This is a genomic window from Neobacillus sp. PS3-34, assembly GCF_030915465.1.
Taxonomy (GTDB): Bacteria; Bacillota; Bacilli; order Bacillales; family Cytobacillaceae; genus Neobacillus_A.
The window spans coordinates 91,344-104,603 of sequence record NZ_CP133267.1 but is presented as its reverse complement, the minus strand read 5'-3'; the positions used below and the strand labels follow the sequence as shown (position 1 = coordinate 104,603).

Annotated in this window: 11 protein-coding genes and 2 pseudogenes; 11 read left to right on the top strand and 2 right to left on the bottom strand. The window is 36.9% G+C overall.

The genetic code is table 11. The features are described 5' to 3' along the window. The first annotated feature begins 352 nt into the window (after positions 1 to 352). The 6 genes and pseudogenes from RCG23_RS00535 to RCG23_RS00510 all read left to right on the top strand — a co-directional run bounded on the left by RCG23_RS00535 (position 353) and on the right by RCG23_RS00510 (position 6,555). A pseudogene (locus RCG23_RS00535) lies at positions 353 to 2,097 on the top strand (ABC transporter ATP-binding protein). Between the two features lie 15 nt (positions 2,098 to 2,112). Further along, positions 2,113 to 3,933 carry an ABC transporter ATP-binding protein gene (locus RCG23_RS00530; RefSeq protein ID WP_308178120.1) on the top strand — a complete coding sequence of 607 codons (1,821 nt, stop codon included), beginning with the start codon at positions 2,113 to 2,115 and terminating at the stop codon, positions 3,931 to 3,933. A gap of 257 nt (positions 3,934 to 4,190) precedes the next feature. After that, on the top strand, positions 4,191 to 4,676 hold the full coding sequence (locus tag RCG23_RS00525; protein ID WP_308178119.1) for a DinB family protein: 486 nt from the start codon (positions 4,191 to 4,193) through the stop codon (positions 4,674 to 4,676). Positions 4,677 to 4,732: 56 nt separating this feature from the next. Next, a complete protein-coding gene (locus RCG23_RS00520) occupies positions 4,733 to 5,146 on the top strand; it encodes an HIT family protein (RefSeq protein ID WP_308178118.1) in 414 nt (137 codons plus the stop codon). Between the two features lie 156 nt (positions 5,147 to 5,302). Further along, complete coding sequence (locus tag RCG23_RS00515; RefSeq protein WP_308178117.1) at positions 5,303 to 6,091, top strand: hypothetical protein; 789 nt, start codon at positions 5,303 to 5,305, stop codon at positions 6,089 to 6,091. Positions 6,092 to 6,096: 5 nt separating this feature from the next. After that, a complete protein-coding gene (locus RCG23_RS00510) occupies positions 6,097 to 6,555 on the top strand; it encodes a hypothetical protein (protein WP_308179932.1) in 459 nt (152 codons plus the stop codon). Positions 6,556 to 6,961: 406 nt separating this feature from the next. Here RCG23_RS00510 and RCG23_RS00505 read toward each other — a convergent pair. Beyond that, positions 6,962 to 8,237 (bottom strand): annotated as a pseudogene (locus tag RCG23_RS00505) (IS110 family transposase). Between the two features lie 243 nt (positions 8,238 to 8,480). On the opposite strand from RCG23_RS00505, the gene RCG23_RS00500 reads away from it, so the two are divergent. The 3 genes from RCG23_RS00500 (at position 8,481) to RCG23_RS00490 (ending at position 10,845) form a co-directional block, all read left to right on the top strand. After that, a complete protein-coding gene (locus tag RCG23_RS00500) occupies positions 8,481 to 8,807 on the top strand; it encodes a YciI family protein (protein WP_308178116.1) in 327 nt (108 codons plus the stop codon). A gap of 536 nt (positions 8,808 to 9,343) precedes the next feature. Continuing rightward, positions 9,344 to 9,805: a GNAT family N-acetyltransferase gene (locus RCG23_RS00495; protein ID WP_308178115.1), complete on the top strand. Its 462-nt coding sequence runs from the start codon at positions 9,344 to 9,346 to the stop codon at positions 9,803 to 9,805. Positions 9,806 to 10,038: 233 nt separating this feature from the next. Beyond that, positions 10,039 to 10,845, top strand: coding sequence for an N-acyl homoserine lactonase family protein (locus RCG23_RS00490; protein WP_308178114.1), 807 nt, complete (start codon positions 10,039 to 10,041; stop codon positions 10,843 to 10,845). A 134-nt stretch (positions 10,846 to 10,979) separates the two neighbouring features. On the opposite strand, the gene RCG23_RS00485 is transcribed toward RCG23_RS00490, so the two are convergent. After that, entirely contained in the window at positions 10,980 to 11,312 is a 333-nt protein-coding gene (locus RCG23_RS00485; RefSeq protein ID WP_308178113.1) for a hypothetical protein, read from the bottom strand. A 326-nt stretch (positions 11,313 to 11,638) separates the two neighbouring features. Between RCG23_RS00485 and RCG23_RS00480 the strand changes: the two genes are divergently transcribed. Together RCG23_RS00480 and RCG23_RS00475 are read left to right on the top strand one after the other, a co-directional pair. Continuing rightward, entirely contained in the window at positions 11,639 to 12,259 is a 621-nt protein-coding gene (locus RCG23_RS00480; RefSeq protein ID WP_308178112.1) for an alpha/beta family hydrolase, read from the top strand. A 197-nt stretch (positions 12,260 to 12,456) separates the two neighbouring features. Beyond that, positions 12,457 to 13,200 (top strand): transglutaminase-like domain-containing protein, encoded by a 744-nt coding sequence (locus tag RCG23_RS00475; RefSeq protein WP_308178111.1) that lies wholly within the window; start codon positions 12,457 to 12,459, stop codon positions 13,198 to 13,200. Positions 13,201 to 13,260: the final 60 nt, after the last annotated feature.

The window sequence follows — 13,260 nt, the reverse complement described above, 5'->3', positions numbered from 1 at the left end:
GAAGCGGAGAAATGTTTTTCATAGGATCTCCAAAGAACAAAGCACACTAAAGAAACCGTAAAGATTCCCAGGAACAAGCAAGGGATTGCTTATACCAAAGACACATGAATACTGTAAATGATTGAGTTGTCCAGAAGACAGCTCTTTTTATTTGAAATTATTTTTAAAAAGAAAGTGGAAAATTCAAACAAAAAAGGGTGGAAATATATTTCGAAACCCGTTATATTTATAATTACGTTATATTTTTGTTCAGTTCTAAATTTTATAAAAATTCCGTTTGTTATTCGACGGTTAACCCATTTTTTAACAATCTAGAACAGAATTGATTATTAACAAGCGAGGGGGATCATAAATGGATACGTTTAAAAAATTAAAGTCTTATTACTGGCCTTATAAAAATTACTTTATTTGGTCAATGCTTTTCATGCTCGTTGTAACAGGGATCACAGTGGTATATCCAATGATATTGCAGATGACCATTGATGACGTAGTAATTGGTGGTAAATATACGTGGATTCCCTACCTGGCATTAGGGTTTGTGGGTTTGATGGTAATCAAGGGAGTAGCTACTTATATCAATCAATATACCGGGGATTTGTTTGGTATTTCGTCAGTATATAAGATGAGAAATGCACTATACGAAAAGCTGCAATATTTACCTTTCAAATACTATGATAATGCAAAGACAGGGGACTTAATGTCCAGGCTGACAGCGGATGTTGAAGGTTTTCGTTTTTTCCTTTCCTTTGGATTCGCAGAATTGCTTCGATTTGTGTTATTAATCGCGATCTCATTTTCTGTTATGTGCTATTATTCTGTTTCCCTAACATTCGTTACATTAGTTACACTGCCTTTTTTAGCGCTGGTTGTTTACAAATTCGATAAATCAGTTCATCCGGCCTTTAGGGCAATCAGAAAGTCTTTCGGGAAATTGAATACGAAAGTGCAGGAAAATATCAGCGGGATTAATACGGTTAAATCACTTTCCAGAGAAGAGTTTGAGATTGGTAAATTCAATGATTCCAATCGGGACTACAAGGACCAGTTCCTTTTTACATCAAGCATTTGGGCAAAGTATTTTCCATTAATGGAGTACTTGGGAAATATAAGCGTTGTCCTTCTGCTGGCATATGGTGGCTATTTGGTTATTAGCGGGGATCTGAAGCCAGGAGAGCTTGTCGCATTCTACAGTCTTGTATGGTATATCATGTGGCCTATCATGAACCTGGGATTCGTGGTCAATTTATTTTCACAGGCAAAAGCATCCGGAGAAAGGCTGCTTGAGGTTCTTGAAGCTGAAAATGAAATTATCGAAATAAAAGAGCCTGTTGCGAAAGAAAAACTTAAGGGTGAGGTTGAATTCCAAAATGTTACCCTACGTTATGGCTCAGAGGATCAAGAAGCGCTTACCGATATTACATTTAAAGCAGAACCAGGAAAAGTCATCGGCCTAATTGGATCGACTGGCTCTGGGAAAACGAGCATAACGCAAATGCTGACCAGGTTTTACGAACCGGCAAAGGGTAAGGTTTTGATTGATGGCATCGATGTAAAGGAATATTCCTTACACTCGTTAAGAGGAAACATTGGATTTGTCCTACAGGAATCCTTCCTCTTTTCCTCAAGCATTAAGTCAAATATCTCTTACGGCAATCCAAATGCAACAATGGAAGAAATCATCGATGCAGCCAAACGTGCCCAGGCGCATGATTTTATCATGGAACTACCGGATGGTTACGATACCCTTCTTGGTGAAAGAGGCATGGGGCTGTCAGGCGGACAAAAACAAAGAATTGCGATTGCACGGGCAATCTGTGTCAATCCAAGCATATTAATATTGGACGATGCCACCAGTGCAGTGGACATGGAAACGGAATTCAGGATTCAAATGGCGCTGAAGGAAGTAATGAGGCGCGGACGACGTTTATTATTGCCCACCGTATTTCATCTCTTAAGCATGCGGACGAAATACTCGTTTTGGATAATGGCCAAATTGTTGAACGGGGAATACATGATGAGCTGATTAAAAATAACGGACTATATCAACGGATCTATGATATTCAATTCCAGGATCAGAAAAAAGTCCTTGCAGGGTAATAGGAGGTGGGAAATTTGAAAAAGAAAGCAGTTAATGAAAATGTTTTAAATAGATTTAGATATTCACAGGATGTTGTGATTGATAAGCCGTTTAACTGGAAGCAAATGCTGCGGTTATTCAGCTATATGAAGCCATACCAGAAAAACCTTTTGCCGCTTTCAATCCTCATGGTTGTGATTACAACGGCGGTAAGGCTGATCATTCCGATACTGATTGGTGTTTATACCCTTGATAGGGCATTGAAGAATAAAGATACCCAACTGCTGACCATTCTGGTAGCAACAATTGCGGTATTATATTCAGCTTCCTATATAGCGAATATTTTCCGTATTAAATGGATGAATGCCCTTGGGCAAGGTGTCATTTATGACCTTCGAAAGCATTTGTTTACCCATGTACAAAGTTTATCACACCGTTTTTTTGATCAGCGATCTGCAGGTTCGATCCTGGTCAGAATTATGAATGATATCAACTCCCTTCAGGAGCTTTTTACAAATGGAGTTATTAATGTATTAACTGACATGGTTCTTTTGATAGGGGTATGTTTCATCCTATTTACCCTAAGCCCACAATTAACACTTGCTATAATGGTGATTCTTCCGATAATGTTCTTCATCTCAACCAGTTTGCGCCAGAATATCCGGAGGTCATGGCAGACAGTGAGAATGAAACAGTCAAAACTGAATTCCCATTTAAATGAAAGCATGCAGGGGATAAGGGTAACGCAGTCTTTTACTCAAGAAAAGGAAAACATGGAGTTCTTCGATGGAGTCAACACGGAAACGTTCGAAAGCTGGCGTTCGGCCTCGCAAAAGAATGCGATGTTCAGGCCAATGGTTGAAATAACCAATGCTGTCGGAACAGCAGTGTTAATCTGGTACGGTGCGCATTTGATCCAGACTGGTTCAATATCGATAGGTGTCTTCGTTTCCTTCGCCTTTTATTTGGGAATGTTTTGGGAACCTATCTCAAGAATCGGACAGGTGTACAATCAGCTGCTGATGGGAATGGCTTCTTCTGAACGGATTTTTGAATTTTTAGATGAAAAGCCAATTGTCTCGGATCACGATCATTCAATTGAATTACATGAAATGAAAGGCCATGTTGAGTTTGATCATGTTTCCTTCTCATATGATGAAAAAAGAAAAGCGTTAAACAATGTATCGCTTGAAATGAAGGCTGGCCAGACGGTTGCTTTAGTAGGTCACACTGGTTCAGGCAAAACAACCATTGTGAATTTAATCAGCAGATTTTATGATCCAACGAGCGGACGTGTCAAAATAGATGGAGTAGATTTAAAGGATATGTCTCTAACAAGTCTGAGAAATCAAATAAGCATCGTATTGCAGGATACGTTTATTTTTTCCGGCACGATTATGGAAAATATCCGATTTGGCCGTCCTGATGCAACAGACGAGGAAGTAGCACAAGCAGCAAAAGCTGTTGGTGCGCATACCTTCATTGAAAAACTGGCGAATGGCTATCATACTGAGGTAGAGGAACGTGGGAATGTTCTATCGGTTGGAGAAAGGCAGCTTCTATCCTTTGCACGGGCGATACTGGCTGACCCTAAAATTTTAATTCTCGATGAAGCAACAGCGAGTATCGATACCGAGACAGAACTTAAGATTCAACAGGCCATGCGTTCTCTTCTAAAAGGGCGTACCGCCATTATTATCGCTCACCGTTTATCGACGATCCGAGAAGCAGACCATATTTTTGTCCTGGACCATGGGGAAATTAAAGAACAGGGTAATCATGAACAGTTAATGGAGCATCGTGCCGAATACTATGACCTGATAAAGGCGCAATTCAATGCGTTGGTGGTAGCTTAAACGGAACTCAGTATAGGGTTAAATCATAAATAAACAAAAAAGTCAGGATCAGTTGAGAAAACCGGTCCTGTCTTTTTTGAATAGAGATGAAATCGATATAAGAGAAGGTACGCTTGGTGATTTTTTTATTAACCGGAGGAAAGTTGAAGAAGGAAATATAGTAGATTAGTTGAAATAGTAATACCAGAGTCAGTTTTGATTTATTCTCAGAAGTATTTTTATCGATTGACATATTCTTGAACGATGGAGGGATTTCATTGCAAACATTTTTTCACTATAACTGGATGGTCAGAGAAGAATGGTATCAATGGTGTGAGGAGTTAAGTGAAGATGAGCTTTTACGCAACCGAACTGGCGGAGTAGGCAGTATATTGCATACACTCTTCCATATAGTTGATGTGGAATGGAGCTGGATACGTGTTTTGCAAGGTAAAACAGACTTTATGGAGAGTTTTGATGGATATAAGAGCTTGAATCAGGTTCGGAAATTAGACGCTGAATACCGAACGGAAGTGGAGAACTTTGTGAACAACTGGGATGGGAGCATGGAAAATCAATTATATTACGATACCTTACCAGATGGAAGAGTTGTAACGGATACTTGGGGTGAGGTTATTCGACATGTAATTGCCCACGAAATTCATCACATTGGACAATTATCAATTTGGGCAAGGGAAATAGGGAAAAAGCCAGTATCTGCAAACCTTATTGGACGGGGTCTTTCATCTCATTCAAATAATTAATGCAAAAAAATATTTTAGTCATTTTTCTTGTTGTACTAACAAATAAGGAGGTAACTATGCCTTACGATGTAAATTGCCCTTTTTGCAATCCACAGAAAGACATAGAACAGAATATTGTTTTTGAAAATAAGACGAGTTATTTTTTACAGCACAATAAACAACAAGATGTATTAGAAGGCTGCGGTCTAATAGTGCCTAAAAAACATCACGCTAATGCATTTGAATTAACAAATGAAGAATGGAATGATACATATGAACTCCTACAAAATGCTAAGAAATATCTTGATGAAAAATATTCACCAGATGGCTATACACTAGGTTGGAACGTAGGTGAAGTTTCAAATCAATCTATTTTCCATAGCCACCTTCACATCATACCACGGTTTAATGATGAACCTCTAGCTGGTAAGGGAGTTCGTTACTGGTTGAAACAACCTGAAAATAAAAGAGAAAAACTTCTAAGTAGATAGACCATAATGAGTGTAAGAATTGAAGATCCAGCTGCCATTTCTGGTGGCTTTTTTATTGTGCTAACGGGTCAGTTTAGTTCACTAAGAAAATTATAATAAGAAAAACATTTTGTGGGAAACTAGTGCAAATAAAATGTTTTCCTAAGGTGGTATTAAATGGACAACTATACGAATGATAATACTGCCAGACGCTATAAAGCTCATGTTAGCATTGTTGGAACTTCTCAAATTCATTTACGAAACCCTTATATCATTGCTTGGTGGTCAGCAGCATTCCCAGGATTCGGGCATCTGCTTTTATCAAAATACATTAGAGGTTATGTGTTATTTATTTGGGAAGTTATTGTCAATCTAAACGCTCATGTTAATCTTGCAATGATTTACTCCTTTCAAGGAAATATAGAGATGACTAAAGATGTTTTAAATACTAGATGGCTCCTGATGTATATTCCTGTTTATATTTTTGGGATTTGGGATAGTTATCGGACGACAGTGGATATGAACAAGGTATATATTTTAGCAGAGCGTGAAGAACACCGTTTCAATACATTCAGTTTAGGGGCATTAGAAATTAATTACCTAGATAAAAGAAACCCTGTTCTTTCCGTCATATGGTCACTATTTGTGCCAGGTCTGGGACAACTCTATATCCATAGGATATTGACAGCTTTTTTTGTAATCATTTGGTTAGTCATTTTTTTTTATTTTTCACATGCCTTAGAAGCTGTTTCCCTCTTAGGTTTAGGTAAAGTCCAAGAAGCTACGTCTGTTGTAAAGCCAGAATGGCTTTTATTTCTTCCTTCAGTCTATGGTTTTTCAGTTTTTGATTCGTATATGAATACAGTTGAAAATAATAAACTTTATGAAAAGGAACAAAGAGGTTATTTAAAAGAAAATTATCAAGCAAAAGGTTTTAGAATACTAAAAGGACAAAAAGTGAAGTGATGAATTTGCAGCTATTTTCAACTTTTGAAAGTAATGCCTTTTTAGAAATGGCAATTTCAACATTAGAGAAAAAAGGGATTAATAAAGAAAAAATATTTGCTGTCCCACTAGATAATCGAACTGAGGAACGTAATGTTTTCGATTCCATTCATCGCTCCGACGGTACATCACTTATAGATATAGGGACGGCACTTGCAACAGCCTTCTCTGTTATTGGTGCAAGTATAGGATTTAAAATGTCATGGGGTCCCATTTACTGGGGAATCATTTGTGCCTTTATTGGATTTGTTATAGGATTCGTTATTCGACTTTTTACTGAATTAGTTATAAAGAAGAAAAAAAGAGTTTTAAGAGGTAAACACTCTGAGATTATCCTAATTATTGATTGTGAAGAAACAGAATCTGAATTAGTAGAGAATATTCTTTGGAATCATTTTGCATTGGGAGTAGCAAAAATAAAATAATAATACACTTATTCAACTCCCTCAGTTTAATTCGTTTTTCTCCCGAATGCTCGCTAATTCGCAGGATTTCATCCACCAAAGATATTTTTTACTGGCTGTATGAAGTAATTTGAGGACATTTAGGCTACGTGAAGACATAGTTAAATAAAGGAGTATAATTACACTCCATATTTTACCATATAATGTACTTCTCCACGCCGCCCCTGGAGGCTTTCCCTCCCATGTCTCAACGGGTCCATCTGGCCCTTTCATTCCTTCGTTATGCCTATCCAAGGGGTGGAGGCCAGTCTAGCTAAAGGTATGGGTCAGTGCCCTTTTGTTGAATAAATCTGGTACTCCGTACATATTTGAAATCCTGCGAATAAGCCAACACTCGATATAATTCTTTTGGAAACAAGAATTTAACTTAAGCAGCCAAATCCGTTAGAGCATAAACCTTTTTAGCACAATAAGGTTCATCCTTGCGTGCGATTCCTACAAAGACCCTTGCCAGTTTCCCGACAAGCTTCATGATGGATTTCATTTTCTTCATCTTTTTCACTTTAACGTTATGGGAATGGAGGGTCTTGAATTCCGGATTGTTCATCACTAGACTCATAGTGGCTAGATAGAGGAAACGTCTTAGTCTCGATCTGCCACGCTTTGATAGAACAATTTGTCCTTTCCATTTCCCTGAACTGGCTTCGGAGAGGTGGAGCCCTGCATGGCGGAGTAAGGAATTGCCGTGTGAAAACCCGCTTAAATCTCCTGCTTCACCTAATATACCGGCCAATGAAATCTCACTAATTCCTTTAATCATAAGAAGCTTATTGGCAAAAGGAATTTTAGATAATACATCTTTAATTGCACGCTCAACTCTATCCAGTTGTTGAACCGTTAGGTCATACTCTTCGAGTAATTGTTCCAGATGCAATTTGTATGCCTCGATTGCTTGAGTTGTACCAACTGATTTCCTGGCTACATTGAGAATCAGATAGGCTTTCTTTAACCCAGGCTGCCTCTTCATAAGTGTTTTCCACCCAGTAACTATTTCGGCAGGATTCTTTGAAATCAGATCTGAAGGGGAGGGGAAAAGCTTAAGGGTTGCGATTGCCCCTTTCGCTGTTATGTCCTTAAATACTTGCCTGAGTTCTGGAAAAACAATGTCCACCCAGCGGTTTAATTGATTGACAGAACTTACAAGCCTTTTAACTACAACATCCCGATTGGATATGAGAACCCTAAGTTTTTCATACGGTTCGGAAGAGCTGCCTTACAAAGGAATAGTATCCGTTCTTCACCATATCGGCTATTACCAAAGCGTCTTTCTTATCACTTTTTGATTGAGTATTATCTCGATTTTCCTTATTTCGTTTGACCAAGTGAGGATTTACAGTAACTACTTCAATGTCCTGGGTTATTAACCACTTTGAGAGGTTGACCCAGTAATGGCCTGTCGGTTCCATTCCAACAATGGTGTCCTCGAGTTTATTTATTCCTTTCAGCTTTTGTATCCAGTTTAATAGCTTCTCAAAACCCTCTTCATTATTCTCAAATGGAAGGGGATCTCCGACAATAATGCCCCGGAAGTTCACGGCTCTCGCAACGTGTAACTGTTGGGCTATATCTATACCAACTACTAAATGTTTATCGGAAATTCTTTCAATTAGTTGATTTTGTTTGTCCTGCATTTTAAACTTCATAGTAAGGGTTCCTCCTAGGGATGAGTTAGAGTCGTGTCTTACTCATATCTTACTGAGGAGCCCTGTTTTTTTCAAAGCTCAAAATTAACGCTCTACAGGAATGCTATCGGGGGCATTACTTGAAGAACGAGCTGCCAATCGAATATATCTGTGCTGATTGGATTCAGAAGGAACCTATGGCACAGTTGAAGTTCAGCATTGTGTCGTTGGAAATACAAATTCAGACTGATGGAGGGATTCGCCATGTCAACCAATATCTCAAGTAACAATCCGGGAAAAATACACTTCATGTTAAAGTCTACTCCGCCAAGAGTAACTTTTCATCAGGACATGACCGAAGAAGAAAGGAACATTATGCTACAACACATCGCCTATTGGACGGACAAGCAGAATCAAGGGATTGCTTTGGTTTTCGGACCGGTTCTAAATCCTAAAGCCCCACATGGACTTGCAATCATCGAAGTTGAGAATGAAGCTCAAGTTCCAAAACTCATCGCAGAAGATCCCGCCGTTATTGCAAGAGTAATGTCAATGGAATCTTATCCGATGATGGCAACATTACCTAAATAACACCCTTTGATGATGCTTTCGTTAGTGAAAATCTAATCATAAGTGGGCTAGCGATGATTGAAGACAAAAGGTGAAATGTGATTATTTCAATTGACTATATTGAACAACGGATACCAGAATTAAAAACAGCAACTCTTTGTGGGTTGCTATTTTCGTTTCTTAATTAATATTGTGAAGAATTACACTTAAAGTAAAGGGTGCTATAGTTCATTAAAAAGGTGTGAAGTCGAAATGAATGCTTTTGAAAAATTCCTTCCAAAAGATAAGTAGAGCATAGAAAGTTATTTTTAATTGAATTAACTAAACTGGTGGAATTTCCATCTCCCGAAAAAAAGCTTGAGGAACTGGATGAACTGGCGTTTGAAATTTTGAAAGAACTTAAATAATTACTTGTTAGTTTACTAAGTGATGCTTTGCTTCAATATGAGAGTAAGGCTTTTTTCTATTTCAAGTAACGGGAGTTTAGTTAAAGAAGGAAAGTTCCTCCATTATCAGGAATATATTTAAAGGGTGCTCATAGAAAGGGTGTATTTGAGATGTTTAACTTTATTAAGGTTTCTATTGAACATATTGATAAAATAATAAGTTTACGTCTTGCTCTTCTAAAGGAATTAGGAGAGTTAAATTCCCCTCAAGAAGAACAACTTTTGGCAACTTCAACTAGAGGGTATTTACAAAAAGCACTTTTAAACAATGAATTTATTTCCTATATGGCAGAAACTAACGGGAAACCCGTAAGTATCAGTGGAATGGTTATATTCAAAAGACCACCTTACTTAGAGAATCTTCAAGGGATTGAAGCCTACATTCTTAATATGTACACTGTTCCAGAATATCGTGGAAAGGGTTTTGCAAAAAAGTTACTGGAAAATTGTATTGATGAAAGTAAAAAAAGTGGAGTAAAGCGTATTTGGTTGCACGCATCTGAAGATGGGGAACATCTTTATAAAAGAATGGGCTTTACTAATAAGGATAGTGAAATGGAACTGTTTTTATAAAGGACTTGTATTTAACAAACTAAGAGCTTTGCTGCATAACGAGCAAAGCCTTTTTTCTTATTTCACTAACGAAACAGGTTAGCTTAAAAAGACCTTATGCTTGGCTTGTATATGTGAATAGAGGAGTTATTGGGATATTTTTAATTTTACTATTATTCACTAACTTTGTCCTTGTGTCTTGTTTTGTAAATTCTTGTCAAGATAATTGTTTTATTTTCAAAGGTGGAATTAGAATGAAAGTCCATATATGGCATACTGGTAGGGTTTGTATTGACCAGGCATTAGCTTTTCGAGAGAAAGGATTACACCCTATCCCATATTCGGGTTGGCTACGGGGAGAAAATAAAAAGATGTGGGTTCCCGTTTCCACTTACCTCATTGAGCATCCAAAAGGGCTTATCTTGGTTGATACAGGTTGGAATGAAGAAATTAGGATTAATCAAAAAAAACATTTGGGGCGGTTAGCGTACTCTATGTTCAGAGGAGAACTCCCTGTGGGCGAATCAATAGTTGATAAATTAAATAACTTTGGAGTAAAAAGTAGTGAAATAGACTATGTTTTTTTAACACATCTCCATTCGGACCACGTTAGCGGGTTAAGTCACGTACAGGATGCAAAAAAAATATTTACAAGCGAACTGGAGTTGAAATCGGCAAACAAAAAAGTTGGTTACATTAAGTCAATGTGGGAAGGTATATTGATTGACACATTTATTTTAGAAGATATACCATATGGTCCTTTTAATAAGGGGCTTGATTTTTTTGGAGATGGTACTCTATTTCTAGTTCATACTCCTGGGCATAGCGAAGGGATGTTTTCTTTGCTCGTTAAAATGAACGAAGGCTGGTTGTTATTAGCGAGTGACGTAGGATATGCAAAGAAATCTTGGGAACAAATGATATTGCCTGGTGTCACATCTAATAAAATTCACGCTAAGAAATCATTAGAATGGATACAAAACTTCCAAAGGAAGGATTGCATACAGGTAATAGCAAATCACGACTCCGAGATAACCCCTTTTACAATTGGAGAATCGTAAATATAGTAGGATAGCAAAAAAAGGGATGCCGTACACAGTTAGTTTGTGAAGAATTACACTTAAACAAACGGGTGCGATAGTAAGAACTATACAATAAGGGTTTTATCAACACGAGAGGATCAATATGCAGAGATTTAATTATTTTTTAAACGCTGCAATACTTGGTTAATATCTTCCTTGAACATCTCCCTTGCTTGAGAAAATGTACATACCCTTTTAGCCAACCAGTAATCATGAAGCCTGGATAAATCATTTCGGTCGTACACCTTTTCGGCGAATGAGTTAAAGAAATACACTAGAAGAGCATTAACCACGATAGGTGGTAACAGTCTTTTTTTGGACAATAATGTATTTAACACTAGCGTATCCAACCCTCGAATATTTCCATTGGTTAATGTTAATAGCATCTCGAAAGGCGTGGCTGTTTCACATTTCTTATTAAAATATGGTTCATTTAGATAATTCATCCAAGGTTCTCTCCTTTTGAAAATCACTTATTTTCTTACTACATATTTCGTATTATATTGGTTATTTATGTCAGTATAGAAAATATTTAACTTTAAAGGAAATCGCCTGTAGGTGCCCCTGGCTGCCTGAAGGAAGCTGGGATGACTTCGTTAAAGGCTTTAGGGTGGTAGTTAAAATGCTAAATTCAGCCATAACTAAAGGCTGCATTACTGGAACAGTGGTAATGCTTTTTCTTTATGCAAGTAAAGGGCAGTTTACTTGAACAAGGAATATTGGCTTACAGTCAAGAATAGATAACTATAAAACCTTAGGGAGTGAGAAAACGGTGACTAGTAATAAAATTGTTGGTTCTAAAAGTTTTCCTGTTAGAATGATAGAACAAAATGAAGAAGCAAATAATTTAGTTATTATCTTACCTGGGGCAGGTTACACAACACAAGCTCCATTGTTACACTTTACAACAGGGTTATTTTACACTAAAGGTTTTGATGTATTACACATTAACTATACATTCAGTAGGCAAGAGATGTCTGTTCTAAATGAAAGGGATTTCGGAAGAGATGTACAACTTGCAATCGACAACGCAATCAAGGACAAGAAATACAGTAGTTATTATGTAGTGGCTAAATCAATCGGAACAAAAGCTTTAAGTTATCTACTCGATAATACAATGTTGAAAGATGCTAAAGTAGTTTGGTTGACTCCAATACTACAAAATGATGACGTATTTAATGCAATGGTTAAAAGTGATAATAAAGGACTTTGTATTTTTGGACAAAAAGATAGTTTTTGTTTTATTGTGGAACGCTTTGAAAAATTGAAAAATAATCAAAATCTTATATTAAAAGTGGTTGATGGTGGAAATCACAGTTTAGAGCTTGATGAAGAACCAATAAAATCTATTGAAATATTAAAAAGTGTAATTACTGCTATTAATGAGTTTTAAAATTTAAAGGGGCAATCCTTTAAAAAGAATACCTTACTACTATTGAACTACCGGGTGCTTGAGTTACAGAAGGGTTGTTGTGGAGATCCTTTTCTTCTTCCACTAAAGGACAGGATAGTTAAAGAAGGAATTTGGGCTTTTGAGAAGAATTTGTTAATTTTTTTCATTTTTTTAGTACATTATATGGAGGATTTAATATGATTACCTTTTCTTTAGAGGAAATGAAGGGTCAGGATAAGTTTATATGGCTGGATTTTAATCATCGATATCTTGAGGAACTTCGTGATAGATATAAATTAAAGAGCCTTGTACATGATGAAATGGATGATTTAACAAAAGTGGAAGTAGTAATGAATTGGGTAAATAGTTTATGGGAGCATAATGGTGAAAATGTACCTAATCGCTTTGACCCTTTATATATTTTAGATCAAGTATCTAAAGGTAATCAATATCGGTGTGTTGAATATGCGGTAGTTCTTAACGGATGCTTAAATGCTTTGGGGCTATACTCCAGAATACTATCGTTAAAAACGCTGGATTGTGAGACAAGAGAATATGGAGCAGGTCACGTTGTCATAGAGATTTATATTCCAAAAATAAAGAAATGGGTAATGGCAGACCCACAGTTCAATGTTGTGCCATATAAAAACAATGAACCTTTAAGTGCTGTTGAATTAGCTCAGAGTAGTAAGCGTTCTGTGCAAATAAAGCAATCATTTAATGACGGTTTCTCTTATTACGAATGGATTTTGCCATACTTATGCTATTTTTCTATCAATTTTGATAACCTTGTAAACGATGAACGGTCTTATAAAGAAAAAGAACAATTAATGTTAGTTCCTTTAAATATTCATCCCCCAAAAGTCTTTCAACGAGTGTACCCAATTGGAAATGTTGAGTACACAAATTCAGTGAATAGATTTTATTCTAGTCCTTTCTAAATATTAACTGTTGTTGAACGAGTACAAGAGTTTAAGAAGGATCGTAACAGCTGCGGTCCT